The following is a 19539-nucleotide window of genomic DNA, read 5'->3' on the forward strand; positions in this document are numbered from 1 at the left end:
ATGTTTTAGATAGTAAATTTACAAAAAACACAAGAAAAAGACCAAAAGCAGGAGAAATTTGTATTTATTCTAAGTAAAATCAAATAAGATGAGGAGTGGTCAAAATATCACATAACATGGAATGCAGACTCAAAGTGAATTTGGTACCATTTAATAATTCTCTAAGCTGAACTATTTCGCAGATGTTTAGTTTGTGGGAAAAATTTCTTTTAGTGGTTTCTATCAGTTGTGCATCGGACTGATCTGATAAGTCATAAAGCATGTCAAGAATATTAACACTGTTCACTTTTCTTTGAAAAATCAAAAAATCCTGGATTTTATAGGTAGAAAAAGTATCTGCAAAGTTAATTATGATACTGTTAGTCACATCACATTGATAGCTATAGCCTTTTTCTGTCTCAAATAAAACGTTAGTTGTTAAATCACTTATCTGCTTCATCTTCCTAAAATAATTATGGTGCAAATTTATAGAATTAAAATCGATTTTGCTACTAATTAAGACTCATTTAAAATAACAAATATGACATTTAGCGTTAAAAATTAGTGTTCGATTTCATTATTTAGAAAAAGTCTTACTCTTTCATCGTTTATATTTTTTTATTTTTGTGTTATATAAATCCTCAGCATTGAAACGTACTCAGTTTAAAAATACCAGCATCTCCTATACCGATACCTGCAAGGGAACAGCTATTGTGCTCCTACATGGTTTTTTAGAAAACAAATCGATGTGGGATGCTTTTGTTCCTGAATTTTCTAAAAAAAACCGCATCATCACCATTGATTTATTGGGTCATGGGGAAACGGAATGTATGGGTTATGTGCATTCGATGGAAAAAAATGCGGAGATTGTTCATGCTGTTTTAACCGAATTGCGTATCCGAAAAGCCATTTTTGTGGGACATTCTATGGGTGGTTATGTGGCTTTGGCTTTCGCCGAAATGTATCCGGATTACATCAAAGGACTGGTTTTACTGAATTCTACTTCCAGAGCCGACAGCGATGAAAGAAAAGCCAACCGGGATCGCGCTATTAAAGCGGTAAAACAATCTTTTGCCAATTTTATTTCGCTTTCTATTGCCAATTTGTTTAGCGAAGAAAACCGGGAGCGATTAAAAGAAAGTATCGAATTAGTCAAAAAAGAAGCTTTAAAAACTCCGCTTCAAGGAATTGTTGCTTCGCTGGAAGGAATGAAAATAAGAATGGACAGAGAAGTGTTACTGCATTTAACACAATATCCAAAAATGCTGATTTTGGGCAAAAAAGACCCTGTTTTGCCTTACGAAGAAACCAAAGAACAAATTGAAGAAACAGCGGTTGAACTGGTTACTTTTCCTGACGGACACATGAGTTCTATTGAAAACGAAGCTGAATTAACTAAGGTTTTATTGGAGTTTTTTAAGAGGGTTTAATTTCACTATTTAACCGCAAATTACACAAATTAGCGCAGATTTAAGCATCGTTTTCATTTATGAAAATAACTTATCTGAACTTTTTTTTTCTTCTAATTTGAGAAAAACTTATATGCCTTATATGTTTAAAAAAATTAAATCTTCTCCTCAAAAGGAATCGCTTCATCCAATATCTCTTTCAGTAACAAAACAATTTGTTCCAGATAATTCGTCATTATTTCAGGATTTATAATTTGCTGAACGTCTTTATCTTCTTTAAATTGAAACGGTAAAAATCCAGATTTTAGATTTTTAAACGAAATGATTCCCGCTTCTATTGGTTTCCCGTTAGCTTCTTGTTCATACATAAACGCATAAGCCAAAACCTGAATGATTTTGTCATTTTTAATCTCCTGAGTGAGACCGTTCCAGATTTTAAGACCCACATTTGCTTTTTCTACTTTTCCGGTTTTATAATCAATAATTCTGATGATGCCGTTGCGTTCTTCAATTCGATCGACATTTCCTTTAATCAATACCGGAAATGGCAAATCAGGATGAATTAAAGTGCGTTCAAATGTTTTCTCTAAAGCGATAATTTTAATCGCATCTCCGGATTTAATACATTCTAATTCTACTTTCAAGAAATTAAAAACATTCCGTTTCGCTACTTCAAAAGCCAAAAGATTGCGTCCTTTTTTGATTTCGCCTTCTTTGTAAACAATTTTAAACTGTTTTAAAACCTCAGCATCAATGAGTTTAAAACAATTATCAATATCAGCTTCTGAAATAAATTTTCCTATAAATGGTTCGTATAAAACTCTTAAAGTTTCATGTATTATCGTTCCAAGTGTATTTAACGCAATATTTTCCTCTACCTCTTCTACTTCCCGAATTCGTAATATTTTCTGGAAATAAAACTGGATTGGATTCCTTATATAACTGGTCAAAGCCGATGGAGAAAATCCCTCTTGGGCAATTACTTTCAATCGCTCCATTACCGCCGGCGATTTTTCTATCACCATTGGTGTATAAGCTGTTTCAGGTAAAACCGCATTGAATATTTCGTGCGACAAATTATGATTGTGTTGTTTTTCGACTTCTAATTGCGTAATAAATCGGCTTTTTTCTCCCGCGTCGAGTCCTTCACTTTCGGTATTATACAACAAATAAATATTCTTAGCCCGTTGCAGCAAATGATAAAAATGATAGGTATAAATAGCATCCTTTTCCTTGAATGTTGGCAAACCCAACTCTCGTTTCACATCATACGGAATAAACGAATTTTGCGATTTTCCCGCCGGAAATTTCCCTTCGTTCATTGAAGTCACAATTACCGTATCAAAATCCAAAACACGACTTTCCAATACTCCCATAATTTGCAAACCATTCAGCGGTTCTCCTTCAAATGAAACCTCGGCCAAATCAATTATTTGCTTGTAAATAGCGTGTAAAGTTTCTATTTTATCAATGTGCTGATGTTTCGAATAATAATTAATTAATTTATTAATGACTTTAAAAATGGCAAAAACAAAAGCTTTTGTAATCTTTTCTTCTTCATTATCATTGCTCAGATTATTTTTTATCGTCACTAATAATTTTGAAATAATTTGTAAAACAGCAATAGATCCTTCTTCCCATTTTCGAAACAATAATAAAAATAAATCACTAGGATTTTGATTCAGCTCTGTAACTTTTTGATGACTGATAAAAGTGTAATTGTTTTTATTGATAACATTTACCAAATCACCCGCTTTAGCATAAGGTTCTACCAAAGGATGCGTTAAAACATCCAAAACATCTTTATAATACAGCACATAACTACCGGATTTTCTGGACAACGCATTAGTATGCATTTTAAATAACTTAGCAATTAAAATCTGAGCCGGATTATTTTTACCCGAATACCCCATCGTGATATTCAAAGCACCAACTGTAGCCGGTAATGAATAAAGAAGCGGAACTAATAAATTTTCTTCTCCTAAAACGATAGCTACTTTATCGAGTGTTGTAGTAGGGTTTAGTTCAATAATCTCCTCAATAATACTTCCCGAAATTTTAGCCTGACCAATACTTTTAGGTGTCCCAATAATCTGAATATTTTTTGACTGAGAAAAATCATCCACTATCCATTCAAAAGGATTTGTTTTATAATGCTTCCAGCTTTCTTTAAACCTACGCAAAAACAATCCTGCATCATGATACGGATCATTTAAAAAAGTTTTGTCGGCATCCCAAAATATTTTGGCTTTATCCAAAGAAATAAGATGTTGGATAATTTTTTCTTCGGAAGCATTTAGTGCATTGAATCCCGCAAACACGAATTGCTTTTCTGTAATCGTATTGGAAAAATGATTTAAATTCCCGACCGCTTCACGATAAATTAAGCCTTGGTAACCAATTCCTTTTTGAAGTAAATGTGTATAAAAAGACTGGTAATAAAGCGGAAGTAATTTCCAGAAATCAATATATTTTTCCAGTAAAGGCGTTTTATTTTCTACTTCAATCCCCCATTTTTTAATATCTTCAATGTCTTTTAAATAAGACAAAACATGGGTGGGGTCTAATAAATAACGATCAATCTCATTAAAATCCTGCAGCAATGTTTTTGCCCAATTAGCAAACAATTCGAATGACTGTTGGCTGGATTTATCAGTAACAGATAAATAAACTTCATAGAATTCAAACAATAATTCTATTGGGTCGATGGAACGTACTCCGGCGATATCCTGAATAAAATCTTCAATACTAATAATCTCAGGAGCAAGAATATTATTTACAACTTGTTTTTTCAGCGCTTCAATTAAAAAAATCTTAGCTCTCTTATTAGGCAGAACCACTATAGTATTGACTAGTTTATCTGAATATTTTTCAATTAAAACCTGGGCAATTTTATCTAAAAAAGTATTATTTATCATTTTATAAAAATAAAAAAACGCCCCGATAAATCGAGGCGTTTCCTATAATTATTTAGAAAGAAATTATTTGATTAATTTCACTTCAGTTCTTCTGTTTAAAGCTTTACCAGCAGCAGTTTTATTAGTAGCAATTGGCATAGTTTCACCATAACCAACTGATTTTAATCTGCTAGAAGAAATTCCTCTGTCTAACAATGCATCTTTAACTACAGCAGCTCTTGCTTCAGATAATTTTTGATTGAATGCATCAGAACCATCGCTATCTGTATGTCCTTCGATTAAGAATTCAGAGTTAGCGTAGTTTTTAAGCAATGCAGCCATAGCATCTAATCTCTTAGGCACATCACCATTTTTGAATGTAGATTTTCCTGAGTTAAAATAGATAAATCTAGCTTGAGATTTTAATTCATCCATAGCTTCCGGAGTTACTTCAGGACAACCATTGTTACTAGCAGGACCAGCAACTTCAGGACATTTATCATCTTTATCAGCTACACCATCTTTATCAGTATCTGGCCAAGGACAACCTGCGTTTTCTTTTGGACCTGCAACAGTAGGACATTTGTCATCTTTATCAGCTACACCATCTTTATCAGAATCTGGGCAACCTTTTAAAGAAGCTAAACCAGCTTCATTAGGACAAGCATCTTCAGCATCAGTAACACCGTCACCGTCAGCATCCGGACATCCTTTTAAAGAAGCTATACCAGCAACTTCAGGACAAGCATCTTCTGAGTCAATGATTCCGTCTCCATCAGTATCAGGACAACCATTGAATTGTTTTAAACCAGCAACTTCTGGACAAGCATCATCTTTATCGTATACTCCATCACCATCTGTATCTTTTCCACCAAATTTGAAAACAATACCAGCTGTGTGTTGAAAGTGAGATGGAGCGTCAATATTCCCTCCATTATCTGTTCTATCTCCAAAAGATTTTTTGTATGAAGTACCAAGTGCTAAACCAACATTTTCAGTAAACCAAAAAGTTAAACCTGCACCTGCATTTACAGTACCAAAACTACTGTCTCCTAAGAAAGTATAACCCCCACCTACGTGTAAGCTTGGATCAACTACTTTAGAATTGATTAATTCCATGAAACTGTATTTCACTTTTCCATCAATTCCATAATACATTAAATCACCAGGATTAGTAACAACCATCCCTCTTGAATCACTACCTGGATTCATTGGATCAAAAACAACAAATTTATCAATTTTGTTAACCGAACCTTGAAGTCCTAAAGAAAAACCGCTTCCAAGGTAACGCGATACACTTAAATAAGATACAGAAGGAAGGATATTCCAATTGTTTTTCACGTCAAAAGGTTGTGAAAAATGTTGTTGGAACCAACCCACATGCTCCGGTCCTGCACTTGTTCTTGTATCAACGGCATTTACCCCAAATTCAATTGCCCAAGGGTTGTTACTGTCTTGCGCCTGAGAGCTTATTCCCATCAGCATTATAACAGCAACAAAAAGTTTGCTAAGATGTTTCATACTTAAAATTTTTAATTACAATTTAGTTAATTACTAACAAAAGTAACGCGTAATTCTTTAACTACAAAATAGAATGTTAAAAAAAAACAAGTATTCCCGCTTTTAAGTGCCTCAAACGCATGGATATTACGGTAAAATAAGAGAAAAATTTACAAATCAATAAATTTCAAAAAAAGACAAAGTAACACTATGCTTACATTAAAAATAAACTACCTCTATTTTTTCACTGATATAGACTAAAGCTTTCTTTTTGACTTTTAGTCCCATCCGTTCAATGGCAAATTGATAATCTTCTAATTGTTTCTGATATTTTACATGATGAACTCCTGTTTTATAATCAAGTAACAAAACTTCTTTATCCGCAGTAATCACCATTCGGTCAGGCTTTATTGTTTTTCCTTCTTTCTGAATGATTGTTTGCTCATTTAAAACTTCATTTCCATCTGCAAAGAACAATGCTAATGTTTCCTGATGAATAATATTGTTGATTGTAGTGCAGACTACTTCTTTTTGTGAAAGATTAATCAAGCCATTTTCAATTGCCTTATCTATGGCTAAATCAACATCGGTTTTTGTTTTTACAAATGATAAAATTTCATGTATCACATTCCCGTATTCTATTGATTCCTGCTGATGCGTCCCCCACATGAGCGCTTCTCTCTGAGCAATTTTAATATTTTTAGGATTTAATGTAGGACTAACATTTATAATTGCTTTCGAGGTATCCACATGTTTAGATTCAGAAGAAATTTTCTTTTTATCTCCAAACTCATATTCCGAAATTTCTTCCTGAAAAAGCCCTTTGTTCTCTAAATACTGAATAAAAAAAGCAGACATATCATTCTTTTTAACTTCGCCTTTACTTGTCAGATTTCTATTCGAAATCACAAACAATTGTTCTTCTGCACGGGTTAAAGCCACATATAACACATTAATATTGTCTAATAATTCCTCCTGTTTTTTTTGACCGTATACTGATTTAGCTTCTTCTCCAAAACCTTCTACAGCGGTGCTATTATCAATCAAAGCCTTTGGCATATCCAAGCCTTCGGCATCCAGCCACAACTTATCTTTTGGTTTTTTACCATAATCTTCTTCTGCAAAAGGCATAATTACCACCGGAAACTCCAGACCTTTTGACTTATGAATAGTCATAATTCGCACCGCATTATTTCCTTCAGGAGACGGAATACTGTATTTAGCTCCATTTTTGTCCCAAAATTCAAGAAAATCAGCTATCCCAGCCTGATTGCGTACATCACGTTCTAATACAATATCTAAGAAATATTGAATGTAAGCAGTGGAGAGGGCTGGGGAGAGGAATTTAGACACAATAATCTCTACTGCTTCATACAATGATTTTTTTCGAATGTTTTGAAACGAAAGCGAAATATCAAAACCCATCAGCCATTTTTCAAAATCAGCTTCTTGTTTTTGTTCCATTCCTTCGGCAATAAAATCATGAACGTCTAATTGATCCTGAATATTTTTAGAGATATAATGAAGAAAAAAAGCTTTTGACTCTAAATCGGCGTTGTTTTTTAGATATTTCAAAAGATTAATTATCAATCGGACTTCGGTTGCATTTTGAATCATAAGCGTTTCCGAAGATAATAGCGGAATTCCCTGCTCTGTCAAATAATTAGCTATCGCAATTCCCTGATCTCTTTTACGGGTCAGAATTACAATATCCTTGTATTCAAAACCTTGCTCTAAAACTTTCCGGATGGTATTTAAAGTAGCTAAAACATACAATTCTGTTTTATCTAATGCTTCTTCGTCTCCTTCTACAGCTTCTATTTTTGGAATAAAAGAAATATTTACATAGCCACCCTTTTTGTCATTTGCATGTTGATGGCTGTGATTTTCGTATAAATCCTTATAGTCTTCGTGCTCAAATTCAGCTGAAATCAATTTAAAAAATTCATTATTGAATTCGATTACTTCGGAATACGAGCGGTAATTTGTATCTAAATGTTCAATGTTTTTATCCGGATTATTAAACGGATTAGTGTCTTTACTCAATTCAATAAACTGCTCCGCTTTTCCGCCACGCCAGCGATAAATGGATTGTTTTGGATCGCCCACAATCATCAGCGTTCCTTTGTTGCCATAATCGTCCTGACCCGAAAGGGCGTTGTCAATAAGTGGAATCAGGTTTTGCCATTGCATCTCAGAAGTATCCTGAAATTCATCAATAAAAAAATGTCGGTACCGCTCCCCTAATCGTTCATATATAAAAGGAGCCGGCTGATTTTGAATCTCGCGATGAATGATGGCATTAAACTCCGAAATGGAAAGTACATTTTGCTCTTCCTGAATTTTAGCCAACTCATTACTCACCGTGTTTAATAACGAAAGCGGTGTGATGTTCTTCAGGAATGCTTTGTAAAAATCTCTTTTTTCGAAATTTTTATAAATCGTACCCAGAATTTGCAATAATTCAGGAATTAAATTCTCAATTAATGCCCGATCACTCGCTGTTTTGTTGATAGCAATATCGTCGAATTCATGAAAGGTTTTATTCTTAGGATTGAATTTTCCGTCTCGAATGCTTGCCAAATGATTGGGAAAAGTGCCTCTGGAAAAAGATTTCAAATCAATTCCGTTGTTTTCAATTAATAACAAAGCAGCTTGGGCAAAACCGGAATTTTCTTTTTCTAAATCGTTACAGACAGCAATTAATTTCTTTTTTATTTCGACAAACTCAGCTATGGATTTATCATGAAACTGCACAATTTCATTCCGATTGTTTTCATTTAAAACTAATTTTCCGGTTTCCATTATTTCTCTGGAAATATCCCAGGATTTATCGTCATCAGTTTTTTCCATTGTAAAATCGATGAGCAACTTAGTCAGGGTTTCGTCTTCTCCAGCCTGGGCAATAATGGCATCAATCGCTTCTGTTAACAAATTTTCGGTATCCAAAGTCACTTCAAAAGTCATTGGCAAATTCAAATCATGAGCAAAAGCGCGAATGACTTTATGAGTGAATTTATCGATGGTTGAAATATCAAAAGCGGCATAATTATGAATAATATGCTTGATGATTTGCTGCGATTTTATTTTGATAAAATTAATGGATAATTTCACTTCCCAATCGGCAGTATCTTTTACCAACTCCAGCATTAAATCCTGCGCTTTTTTTGAAGGTTCGTCTTTAGCAAATTCTGACAGACTGCCTACAATTCGGCTTTTCATTTCGTGTACCGCTTTGTTGGTAAAAGTGATTGCCAAAATATTACGATAGGCATCATTTTTTGGCGAAGTAAGAATGATTTTTAAATATTCTTTGACCAATGTATAGGTTTTACCGGAACCTGCAGATGCGTCGTAGATTGAAAAAGAGTGTCTTTGCATTTGGATTTAATTGCTGATTAACGATTTTTGAATTTAGAACTAAATTGCTAGCTTTGAATATATCCTAGCCCCGATAGCAGTGGAAATCCTTTTCTTGTCTCTTTTTTGAGACAAGAAAAGATTGAAACGAATAGCGGGAAATAGCTCCAAAAAATCGGAAATTATAAAATTGCTTATTTAATCTTTAAAAGTAGTATTTTTGCACTATGGAAACAAACAGACAGAAAAAAATAGGCGGAGTTATCCAAAAAGATTTGGTGGATATTCTGCAAGGTGAAGTGAGAAAAAACGGAGTCAGTAATTTGGTTATTTCGGTATCCAAAGTATCGGTGACTTCTGATTTATCTGTGGCTACAGTATATTTGAGCGTTTTCCCTCAGGAAAAAGCACAGGAAACATTGAACGGAATTAAATCGAATACGCAGTTAATTAAGCATGATTTAGCACAAAGAGTGAGCAAACAATTGCGAAGAGTTCCTAATTTAGTTTTCTTTATCGATGACTCATTAGATTATATTGAAAAAATTGATAATGCTTTAAAAAATCAAGAAAATCCAATTGAAAACAGGGATTTATTAGAGAAACGTAAATTTCAATAAAGTTTGAATTTTCCTCTATACATAGCCAAACGTTACATTCGTAGCAATAGTAAAAACAATGCCATTAACATTATTAATCGCATCGCGAGCATGGGAATCATTGTTGGCGCGATGGCTTTGTTTGTGGTTTTATCGGTCTTTAGCGGACTAAAAGTTTTTAGCCTTTCGTTTAGTAATGATATTGATCCTGATTTAAAAATTACCAGCACATTAGGCAAATCATTTTTAATCACTCCGGGACAAGAAGCTGAAATCAGGAAAATTGATGGCGTAGTTTCTTATTCGAAAATTATTGAAGAACGTGTTTTATTTACTTTTGACAACAAACAGGAAGTAACTTATTTAAAAGGAATTGATTCCAATTACAAAAAAGTAAATGATGTCAAAAAGATAATTTATAGCGGACAATGGCTTGAAGACGATGCTTACCAGGAAGTAGTTGTGGGCTATGGTTTAGTTCAAAAATTATCGCTGGGCTTAATGGATTTCAATAAACATTTAGAAGTTTTGGTTCCTAAAGCAGGAAAAGGAACTATTGAAAATGCCGAACAGGCTTTTAACAAACAGGAAATTTTCCCTATAGGTATTTATGCCATCAACGAAGATCTGGATTCTAAATATGTTTTTGCCGACTTAACTTTAGCTCAGGAATTATTAGAATACAAAAGCAATCAGATTTCGGGAATTGAACTTAAGGAAAAACCCAATGCCGATGAAAATGCTATTATCCAAAAACTCAATAGTATTTTTAAAGGAAAAGTGACAATAAAAAACAGAGCTCAACTCAATGAATCGCTCTACAAAATGCTGAATACCGAAAACATTGCCGTTTATTTGATATTTACGCTGGTTATAGTGGTAGCACTTTTTAACCTTATTGGTGCACTTATTATGATGATTCTGGACAAAAAAGGGAATCTAAAAACTTTATTCAATCTGGGTGTCGAAATTAAAAATCTGCGTAAAATATTTTTGTTACAAGGCACTTTATTAAGCCTCTTTGGCGGACTTATCGGACTCGCTTTAGGGATTATAATTGTATTAATACAACAGCATTTTCAACTGATAATGATTACTCCAACCCTAGCTTATCCTGTTGTTTTTTCGTTAGAAAATGTGCTAATTGTTATGGCAACAATTGTTTCTCTTGGCTTTATTGCTTCCCTTATTGCCAGTAGCCGAGTGAGTAAGAAGTTGTTAGAATGATTTTTTTCAGGAAACTGGACTAAAGTCCAGCCTTACAAAATAACCCGAGCCCATGGCTCTTATCTCTAATGTAAGAGTTCTGTAGGAACGACACATACTGTAGCAACGGATTTTAATCCGTTAAATATGATGAAATATTTTTTTAAACCACCTCATAACCCGAATATGCATCTTGAATCTCATTCAAAACTGCAAATAATTCTTCGGGATGATCCAGAGTAACCAGTTTTTGTTTATAAGGTTTAAACGAATGAATTCCTTTAAAATAATTAGTATAATGCGGTCTGGTTTCTACAATTCCTAATCGTTCTCCTTTCCAGTCCATAGCCCAGGTCAGGTGATTGCGTACTGCTTCTACCCTATCAGCCACAGTTGGTTTTGCTAAATGCTCTCCCGTTTTAAAGTAATGTTTTATTTCGTTAAAAATCCAGGGATAGCCAATGGCAGCACGACCAATCATAATTCCGTCAATACCGTATTCATTTTTATACTGCAATGCTTTTTCAGGCGAGTCAATATCTCCGTTTCCAAAAATTGGCATGGTGATTCTTGGATTATTTTTCACTCGAGCGATGTGTGACCAATCCGAATGTCCTTTGTACATTTGGGCACGGGTTCTTGCATGAATACTTAAAGCCTGCACGCCAATATCCTGTAAACGCTCCGCCACTTCATCAATATTAATAGAACTGTCGTCCCAACCCAAACGGGTTTTTACCGTCACCGGAAGATTAGTACTATCAATAACCGCTTTAGTCAAACGCACCATCAAATCGACATCTTTCAAAACTCCGGCTCCTGCACCTTTGCAAACCACTTTTTTAACCGGACAACCAAAGTTGATATCAATTAAATCCGGATTTACCGTAGTCACAATTTTTGACGAAAGTGCCATAGCTTCTTCATCTCCACCAAAAATCTGAATTCCCACAGGTCTTTCGTAATCAAAAATATCCAGTTTCATTCGGCTTTTTATCGCGTCACGAATTAAACCTTCAGAAGAAATAAATTCAGAATACATCATATCCGCTCCGTGCATTTTACACAAACGACGAAATGGCGGATCACTCACATCCTCCATTGGAGCCAGTAAAAGTGGAAAATCGGGTAATTCTATGTTGCCTATCTTTATCATCTTCTGAAATTTGCTGCAAAATTACGGAAATGTTCTCAAGTCTAAAACATTTTCTTTTCAGTGAGGTATTTCCAATAACGTTTTGGAACATGCTGTACGTGAAGTTTGGTGTTTTTTCGTTCTTTAATATTGGTATGATCAAAATATTCCCACCAAAGTTTCTGATAATTCAGTTCCGTTTCTGAAAACACCTGATTGTTTTTATCCTCTAATGATTTTATATCCAAATCCATAGAAACAATTTCAATATCCTTCAAATCATAATACACGCCGTATTTTCTGCGTAAATCATAAATCAACCATTTTTGATCCTGATAACGGTTTTTAAAATGCCGGATTATCAAGGTCAGAACATCAAAATCGGGATCAATTTTGGAAAAATAAATTCCGTCTTTCAATTGTTCGAATCGTACAAATGCTTCCATTCGGTGTTTTTCACGACCAACACTTTTAGTAAGCTGAACAACTTGCAACACATTATCATTAGCAAAATCTTTCAGGATATTGACTTTAGGATTTTCGACCGAATAATTAATCACATTAAAAAGTATGTCTTCGATTCCTGATTTTTCAGACAAAAATGCATAAATCAAACTTCTGACGCCATCACTTTCTAATTGCGTATTGAGTTTTTTTATAACCCGATCTGATTTTGAATTATCTGTAATAATTTCAATAGCATCGGCAAAGAGATTTTGCTGTAAATCGTCTTTTTTGATAATTTTCGGATTTGGATATTTGAATTCATAGATTTCAAAAACCGCTGTCAAAAAACCTTCAAAAGTACTATCGTAAGAAAGTAGCGTCATTGAGTAGCGATAATTGGTTATCAAACGGTTTTTCGAATTTAGATTTCATATCCGTCAGAATAATTTCCTTTAAATTCAACGCATTCAGGAATTTTAAATGCGTATTTTCATTACTCACCGAAATAAAATATCGGGCTCGGTTTACAGCAACTCCAATCTTCTTTAGATGTTCCATCGTCAGATTTTGAAATCGTCTGGCATGAACAATTTTGTGTGCCGATTTTACTCCGATTCCCGGAACCCGAAGAATCATTTCCAAAGGTGCATTTTGAATAATTACCGGAAACTGAGTGATGTTTCGTAAAGCCCAACCCATTTTAGGGTCGACATCTAAATCCAGAAACGGATTGTCTTTTTCCAGAATTTCATTGGCTTTAAAGCAATAAAACCGCATCAGCCAATCGGCCTGATACAATCTGTTTTCACGAATTAACGGAACCTGAGTGCCTATTGCCGGCAATCGGGTATCATTAGAAATGGGAACATAACCGGAATAATACACCCGTTTCATATTGAAATTAGTATAGAAATGATTGGCAACATGAATAATTTGAAAATCATTTTCCTGTGTGGCTCCCACAATCACCTGAGTGCTTTGTCCTGCCGGAGCAAATTTTGGTGTGCTTTTAAATTTTTTCTTTTCTTCTTTATACTGAATCAGCTCATTTTTTACAAAACGCATTGGGTTAATCATGTCCTGATGATTTTTATCCGGTGCCAGTAATTTCAAACCAGATTCTGTGGGGATTTCTAAATTCATACTTAGTCTGTCAGCATATAATCCGGCTTCGCGCATTAAATCATCAGATGCTCCGGGAATACTTTTCAGGTGAATGTATCCGTTAAAGTTATGTTCCAAACGTAGTTTTTTGGCAACACGCACCAAACGTTCCATGGTGTAATCGGCATTTTTAAAAATTCCGGAACTTAAAAACAAACCCTCAATATAATTTCTTCTGTAAAAATTGATGGTTAAATCGACCACTTCTTCAACGGTAAAAGCAGCCCGCTCAATGTCGTTACTTTTTCTTGTAACGCAATAAGCACAATCATAAATACAGAAATTAGTCAGCAAAATTTTCAACAACGAAACACATCGGCCATCCTCCGTATAAGTATGGCAAATTCCCGAGGCCGAGGAATCACCCAGACCCTTGTTACTATTTTTACGATTTCCTCCACTGGAAGAGCAGGACACATCATATTTAGCTGCATCTGCAAGGATTTCCAGTTTGTCTTTTAGTCTATCGTAATTCACTTATTTTAGATTTTAGGGGTAACAAATTTAGCGATAAAAACACATCTTTTTTTACACTTTCAAACATTTATGATTTGTTTAATCTTTGCTATTTAGAGCTTAAAATATTAATTAAAAATGTTAAAAACTTTGAACTATATTTGCATATTGAAATGCTGATGTATATTGGCTATAAATTGATGGATTTACGAAGATGAAACACATAAGAAATTTTTGCATTATTGCTCATATTGACCACGGAAAAAGTACTTTGGCTGACCGATTATTAGGAGCAACTCAAACCGTTACAGCCCGTGAAGAAAAAGCGCAGTTGCTGGACAACATGGATCTGGAACGTGAACGCGGGATCACCATTAAGAGCCACGCGATTCAAATGGAATACAAATACAAAGGCGAAGAATACATTCTGAACCTGATTGACACTCCCGGACACGTAGATTTCTCTTATGAAGTTTCCCGTTCTATTGCCGCTTGTGAAGGGGCACTTTTAATTGTAGATGCCGCACAAAGTATCCAGGCACAAACGATTTCGAACTTATATTTAGCTTTAGAAAACGATCTGGAAATTATTCCGGTGTTAAACAAAGTAGATTTACCATCAGCTAATCCGGAAGAGGTAAGCGATGATATTATTGATTTATTAGGTTGTAAACTGGAAGATATTATTCATGCTTCCGGAAAAACAGGTTTTGGTGTTGAAAATATTTTATCAGCTATTATCGAAAAAATCCCAGCTCCAAAAGGGAATAAAGAAGAACCACTACAAGCTTTGATTTTTGATTCTCATTACAATCCATTCCGTGGAATTGAAGTTATTTTCCGTGTGGTGAATGGTGAAATCAAAAAAGGGCAAAAGATTAAATTCATGGCTACCAATAATGAATATTTTGCTGATGAAGTAGGAACATTGAAATTAAATCAGGTTCCTAAAAATGTGATTTCAACTGGGGATGTTGGTTACCTGATTTCGGGAATTAAAGAAGCCAAAGAAGTAAAAGTGGGTGACACGATTACTGATGCCAAAACACCAACAACCAATATGATTACCGGTTTTGAGGACGTAAAACCGATGGTATTTGCCGGAATTTATCCCGTTGATACCGAAGATTATGAAGATTTGCGTTCGTCTATGGAAAAATTACAACTGAACGATGCTTCACTTGTATTTACTCCTGAAAGTTCGGCAGCTTTAGGTTTTGGTTTCCGATGCGGATTCTTAGGAATGTTGCACATGGAAATTATTCAGGAGCGTTTAGAGCGTGAGTTTGACATGACCGTAATTACTACGGTTCCTAACGTTTCTTATCATGCGTTTACCAAAAAAGAACCGGACACCATTTTAATTGTAAACAATCCTTCTGACTTGCCGGAACCATCCAAACTGGACAGAGTTGAAGAACCATATATTAAAGCTACTATCATTACCAAATCTGATTTCGTAGGTAACGTAATGAGTTTATGTATCGAAAAACGTGGTTTGATTACTAACCAAACCTATTTGACAACGGAAAGAGTAGAATTGAATTTTGATATGCCATTGGCCGAAATTGTATTTGATTTCTACGATCGTTTGAAAACGGTTTCTAAAGGTTATGCCTCTTTTGATTATACACCAATAGGAATGCGTACATCAAAATTAGTAAAACTGGACGTTTTATTAAACGGACAAAATGTAGATGCGCTTTCTGCTTTGATTCACGAGGACAATGCCTATCATATTGGTAAAAAAATGACCGAAAAATTGCGTGAATTGATTCCGAGACAACAATTTGATATTCCAATTCAAGCAGCAATTGGAGCAAAAATCATCGCTCGTGAAACGATAAAAGCCTTACGTAAAGACGTTACCGCCAAATGTTACGGAGGAGATATTTCCCGTAAACGTAAATTATTAGAAAAACAGAAAAAAGGTAAAAAACGTATGCGCCAAGTAGGAAATGTAGAAATTCCACAAGAAGCGTTTATGGCTGTTTTGAAATTGAATGACTAATCTTTTTTTTAGAAAATAGAAGAAAGAGCAAAGAATATAGAGGAAACCTGATGATGAAAATTGTCAGGTTTTTTTGTTTGCTACAATTTGTTTTCACTAACTTTGTTATTATGGAAACCATCAAATTAAATATTGATTTAAGTGTCAATCAATTGATTGAAGCCGTTAAGCAACTTTCACCTAAAGACCGATTGAAAGTTAATGATGCTATCTGGAATGAAGATATTGAAATTCCTGTTGAGCATCAACAAATTGTTTTGGAGCGAATGGCAAAAGCTAAGACTAATCCAGAGCGTCTTTTGGATTGGGATGAAGTATCTAAAACCATTTAAATAATTGAGTTATCATTTAAAAATAGATGAAGATGCATTCAAAGACATTCAAGAAACTTCTGAATGGTATGAATTTCAATTGAAAGGTTTAGGTTTACGCTATAAAACACAAACCAAGAAACAAATAAATACTTTAAAAAAAGATCCCTATCTCTTTTCTATAAAATACAATACTATTCGTTGTCGAAAGATTGAAAAATTTCCTTTTCTCATTCATTATGAAATTAACGAAGAAAATAAAACAGTAACGATTTTTGCTGTCTTTCATACTTCAAGAAATCCAGAAATTTGGAAAAGAAACAATAAGTAAAGTTATTCTGTTTTCTATTTTTGAAATGTATCTTAGCCTCTCAAAATCTTAGTAACTCAGAAACTTCAAAAAAATGGACGAAACCCCAAAACGATTTGACCGTATTGTTGCCATTCTTATTCAATTACAATCCAAAAAAATTGTAAAAGCACAGGAATTGGCGAATCGGTTTGAGGTAAGTTTACGCACTATTTATCGTGACATCCGCACGCTGGAAGCTTCGGGAGTTCCTATTTACAGTGAAGCTGGTGTGGGTTATGCTTTGATGGACGGCTATCGGCTGCCGCCTGTTATGTTTACGCGGGAAGAAGCCAGCAGTTTTATTGCTGCCGAAAAATTAATGCAGAAATTCACTGATGAAACCCTGGGAAATCACTATGCTTCGGCAATGTACAAACTTAAAGCAGTACTGAGAAGCGATGATAAAGACTGGGTTTCCAGCATTGAATCGAATGTCTTAATACAGTCGTCGGAGAAACTTTTTAACGAGAAATCACCCGATACTTTAGCAGTTCTTTTTGAAAGTATCGCTGAAAAAAAGCAAGTTATCCTTTCTTATGAAGCCATTCAATCAGACGGAATTACGGTGCGCCATATTGAGCCTGTGGGGATTTTTCATGAGAACAACAATTGGTACATGCTTGGTTATTGTCATTTGCGAAAGGATTATCGTCAGTTTCGGGCTGATCGGGTTCACGGAATAAAGAAAACAGAAATTCCGTTTTCGACAGAACACAATGCTTTAGAATCTTATTTGGATAAAAGCAAAAATATTTCAACTATAAAAATTCGCATTTTGGTAGAGAAAAAAATTGCTCAGTATCTAACCCATGAACGAAAATATTATGGTTTTGTTGATGAACAAAAAATAGGCGATAAAATAGAAATGACTTTCATGTCCTGTGATTCATTAGAAGGATTCTCTCGCTGGTACTTGATGTTTGGTGATTATGCCACAATACTGGAACCGGAAAGATTAAAAACCAAAGTTTTGGAATTATTGGAAATAAACAAACAACGCCTTTTATAAAAACCTTATTTATATTTATAAACCATTAAGAAATCAAGAGAATGAAACTACATCCATCTTAATTTCTCAATGGCGAAATTAATACTAAACGGCAAATTCAATTTTTATCTTTCCCAGAAAAAAGGAGGTTCGATGCCTAATGCTCTTAGATAAACATAGCCCTGACCACGATGGTGCACTTCATTATCTATAAAATACAGAATGTTCTGAATGATTGGAAATTCATATTGGCCAAACAAATTAAAGGTTTCATTGAAATCTTCAATTGATAATTGCTCCCAATATTTATTAATTTCGGCAGTCGCTTCATCCCATTTTTCCAGATATTGTGCTTTGAAAATTAATTTTTCGGTTCCTTCCGTGTAGGGTTGAACATCCCGATTTACAATTCCTTTCATAGCAGGCGCGCCAATAGCCAGAAGCTCATCTGCCAATTTTGAAAAAGGGCGCATTCCGCCAATTGAAAATTCGAAGAAATCTTTCTCCGGAAATAATTCAATCACACGACGTGTTAAAGCGCGGTGTCCTTGCCAGTGTTGCAATAAATCTTCAGGAGTAATTACTTGTGCAGCTAATGTTTTCATAATTTTAAAGTTTTAATTTTTTTACTTCTTCAAAATTAGATACGGCTGGTGACAACAGTTTGTCAGTAGTAATTTTATTTTTTTTCTAACCACTCAAATAATCGTTTGGCATCGGCTTGTTTAAACAATTGCGTCCCTTCATTCATCGTAGCTGCCGAACCACAAGCCACACCCCAGCGAATCACTTCTTTTAGACTTTTATTTTGAGATAAGGCCCAGACCATACCACCTACCATACTATCTCCTGCTCCTACCGTACTTTTCTTGGCCACATTAGGTGCAGGAACATGCTCGTAACTGTCTTTTGTAACCAAAGCCGCTCCTTGCGGACCTAGTGAAACCACTACAATTTCGGCTCCGCCATCAGCAATGATTTGTTTTGCGGCATCATCAATTTCATTTAATTCTAATCGTTCCCGTCCTATTAGTCGGGCTAATTCGCCCACATTTGGCTTAATTAAGTAAACCCCGGTTTTTAAAACTTTTTTCAAGGCTTCGCCCGAAGTATCAACAATTAATTTAGCCTTGGTAATCTTAGCAATTTCCGGGTAGAAATCATCTGACAATCCTTCGTTTAGACTTCCGCTTAAGACTAAAAACTGAGTATCTAAATTGGAAACCAAATCCAATATCTTTTGCGATTCTTCAGACGAAATTTTACCACCCGGAAAACCAAAACGGTATTGCGAATTAGTATTATCATCAACGGCAATAAAGTTCTCTCTGGTCCAGGCTTCGACTTCAATAGTTTTAGATTCGATTCCTTCTTTACTAATCAGTTCTTCAAGTAATTTACCTGTAAAACCTCCAGCTGTAAAGAGTGCCAGAGAAGTTCCGCCTAATCTTGAAATAGCTTTTGAAACGTTAATTCCGCCACCTCCCGCATCATATCGGGGCGCTTCACATCTTATTTTCTGTTCCGGAACTAAACCTTTTAAATGCGTACTTTTATCAATTGCCGGATTAACTGTCAGGGTAACTATGTTTAATGATTTCATTTTTTTCTACTTTTAATTGAACTTAAAGATGCAAAAAAATAGCTTATTATTCACTATTTAAAGCAACTCAAATACTGGATTTTTTTAATTAGTCAAAACCTTTGTTCCCGAAGCTTCGGGGT

At 34.7% G+C, this 19539-nt stretch carries 16 protein-coding genes; 7 read left to right on the forward strand and 9 right to left on the reverse strand.

The annotated features are described in order from the left end of the window. Positions 1-79: 79 nt before the first annotated feature. Entirely contained in the window at positions 80-439 is a 360-nt protein-coding gene (locus tag BUB89_RS03800; RefSeq protein WP_073242119.1) for a hypothetical protein, read from the reverse strand. A 187-nt stretch (positions 440-626) separates the two neighbouring features. On the opposite strand from BUB89_RS03800, the gene BUB89_RS03805 reads away from it, so the two are divergent. Continuing rightward, a complete protein-coding gene (locus tag BUB89_RS03805) occupies positions 627-1409 on the forward strand; it encodes an alpha/beta fold hydrolase (protein ID WP_073242121.1) in 783 nt (260 codons plus the stop codon). Between the two features lie 134 nt (positions 1410-1543). On the opposite strand, the gene BUB89_RS03810 is transcribed toward BUB89_RS03805, so the two are convergent. The 3 genes from BUB89_RS03810 to BUB89_RS03820 form a co-directional block, all read right to left on the reverse strand. Beyond that, entirely contained in the window at positions 1544-4306 is a 2763-nt protein-coding gene (locus BUB89_RS03810) for a PD-(D/E)XK nuclease family protein (protein WP_073242123.1), read from the reverse strand. Positions 4307-4369: 63 nt separating this feature from the next. Continuing rightward, on the reverse strand, positions 4370-5806 hold the full coding sequence (locus BUB89_RS03815; protein ID WP_073242125.1) for an OmpA family protein: 1437 nt from the start codon (positions 5804-5806) through the stop codon (positions 4370-4372). A 198-nt stretch (positions 5807-6004) separates the two neighbouring features. Further along, entirely contained in the window at positions 6005-9166 is a 3162-nt protein-coding gene (locus BUB89_RS03820; RefSeq protein WP_073242127.1) for a UvrD-helicase domain-containing protein, read from the reverse strand. A gap of 206 nt (positions 9167-9372) precedes the next feature. Here BUB89_RS03820 and rbfA point away from each other — a divergent pair, with 206 nt between their 5' ends. Continuing rightward, positions 9373-9765: a 30S ribosome-binding factor RbfA gene (rbfA, locus tag BUB89_RS03825; RefSeq protein WP_073242129.1), complete on the forward strand. Its 393-nt coding sequence runs from the start codon at positions 9373-9375 to the stop codon at positions 9763-9765. A gap of 3 nt (positions 9766-9768) precedes the next feature. Next, the gene (locus BUB89_RS03830) at positions 9769-10971 is read left to right on the forward strand and encodes an ABC transporter permease (RefSeq protein WP_073242131.1); all 1203 of its coding nucleotides are present in this window, start codon (positions 9769-9771) and stop codon (positions 10969-10971) included. Positions 10972-11113: 142 nt separating this feature from the next. Here the strand turns inward: BUB89_RS03830 and dusB are convergent, their stop codons facing one another. The 3 genes from dusB to BUB89_RS03845 are packed head-to-tail and all read right to left on the reverse strand — an operon-like array spanning position 11114 to position 14173. Then, a complete protein-coding gene (gene dusB / locus BUB89_RS03835) occupies positions 11114-12106 on the reverse strand; it encodes a tRNA dihydrouridine synthase DusB (protein WP_073242133.1) in 993 nt (330 codons plus the stop codon). Between the two features lie 41 nt (positions 12107-12147). Then, a complete protein-coding gene (locus BUB89_RS03840) occupies positions 12148-12915 on the reverse strand; it encodes a TIGR03915 family putative DNA repair protein (RefSeq protein WP_073242135.1) in 768 nt (255 codons plus the stop codon). Continuing rightward, a complete protein-coding gene (locus BUB89_RS03845) occupies positions 12893-14173 on the reverse strand; it encodes a putative DNA modification/repair radical SAM protein (protein ID WP_073242137.1) in 1281 nt (426 codons plus the stop codon). The genes BUB89_RS03840 and BUB89_RS03845 overlap by 23 nt, the downstream gene beginning before the upstream one ends. 193 nt (positions 14174-14366) lie before the next feature. Between BUB89_RS03845 and lepA the strand changes: the two genes are divergently transcribed. The 4 genes from lepA to BUB89_RS03865 all read left to right on the forward strand — a co-directional run bounded on the left by lepA (position 14367) and on the right by BUB89_RS03865 (position 17835). Then, a complete protein-coding gene (lepA, locus tag BUB89_RS03850) occupies positions 14367-16163 on the forward strand; it encodes a translation elongation factor 4 (protein ID WP_073242139.1) in 1797 nt (598 codons plus the stop codon). A gap of 110 nt (positions 16164-16273) precedes the next feature. After that, complete coding sequence (locus BUB89_RS03855; RefSeq protein WP_073242141.1) at positions 16274-16495, forward strand: addiction module protein; 222 nt, start codon at positions 16274-16276, stop codon at positions 16493-16495. A gap of 4 nt (positions 16496-16499) precedes the next feature. Further along, a complete protein-coding gene (locus tag BUB89_RS03860) occupies positions 16500-16805 on the forward strand; it encodes a type II toxin-antitoxin system RelE/ParE family toxin (protein WP_073242143.1) in 306 nt (101 codons plus the stop codon). Between the two features lie 73 nt (positions 16806-16878). Then, positions 16879-17835, forward strand: coding sequence for a helix-turn-helix transcriptional regulator (locus tag BUB89_RS03865; protein ID WP_073242145.1), 957 nt, complete (start codon positions 16879-16881; stop codon positions 17833-17835). A gap of 104 nt (positions 17836-17939) precedes the next feature. Here the strand turns inward: BUB89_RS03865 and BUB89_RS03870 are convergent, their stop codons facing one another. Then, the gene (locus BUB89_RS03870; protein ID WP_073242147.1) at positions 17940-18419 is read right to left on the reverse strand and encodes a DinB family protein; all 480 of its coding nucleotides are present in this window, start codon (positions 18417-18419) and stop codon (positions 17940-17942) included. Positions 18420-18493: 74 nt separating this feature from the next. Further along, entirely contained in the window at positions 18494-19417 is a 924-nt protein-coding gene (locus BUB89_RS03875) for a 1-phosphofructokinase family hexose kinase (protein WP_073242149.1), read from the reverse strand. Positions 19418-19539: the final 122 nt, after the last annotated feature.

The sequence above is a fragment of the Flavobacterium flevense genome (genome assembly GCF_900142775.1).
Lineage (GTDB): Bacteria > Bacteroidota > Bacteroidia > Flavobacteriales > Flavobacteriaceae > Flavobacterium > Flavobacterium flevense.

Bases quoted from the DNA above. Each gene is read 5' to 3' on its own strand.
- BUB89_RS03840 (WP_073242135.1), bottom strand. From the start codon at position 12,915: ATGACGCTACTTTCTTACGATAGTACTTTTGAAGGTTTTTTGACAGCG.
- BUB89_RS03820 (WP_073242127.1), bottom strand. From the start codon at position 9,166: ATGCAAAGACACTCTTTTTCAATCTACGACGCATCTGCAGGTTCCGGT.
- BUB89_RS03800 (WP_073242119.1), bottom strand. From the start codon at position 439: ATGAAGCAGATAAGTGATTTAACAACTAACGTTTTATTTGAGACAGAA.
- BUB89_RS03855 (WP_073242141.1), top strand. From the start codon at position 16,274: ATGGAAACCATCAAATTAAATATTGATTTAAGTGTCAATCAATTGATT.
- lepA (WP_073242139.1), top strand. From the start codon at position 14,367: ATGAAACACATAAGAAATTTTTGCATTATTGCTCATATTGACCACGGA.
- BUB89_RS03870 (WP_073242147.1), bottom strand. From the start codon at position 18,419: ATGAAAACATTAGCTGCACAAGTAATTACTCCTGAAGATTTATTGCAA.
- rbfA (WP_073242129.1), top strand. From the start codon at position 9,373: ATGGAAACAAACAGACAGAAAAAAATAGGCGGAGTTATCCAAAAAGAT.
- BUB89_RS03865 (WP_073242145.1), top strand. From the start codon at position 16,879: ATGGACGAAACCCCAAAACGATTTGACCGTATTGTTGCCATTCTTATT.
- BUB89_RS03875 (WP_073242149.1), bottom strand. From the start codon at position 19,417: ATGAAATCATTAAACATAGTTACCCTGACAGTTAATCCGGCAATTGAT.
- BUB89_RS03815 (WP_073242125.1), bottom strand. From the start codon at position 5,806: ATGAAACATCTTAGCAAACTTTTTGTTGCTGTTATAATGCTGATGGGA.
- dusB (WP_073242133.1), bottom strand. From the start codon at position 12,106: ATGATAAAGATAGGCAACATAGAATTACCCGATTTTCCACTTTTACTG.
- BUB89_RS03810 (WP_073242123.1), bottom strand. From the start codon at position 4,306: ATGATAAATAATACTTTTTTAGATAAAATTGCCCAGGTTTTAATTGAA.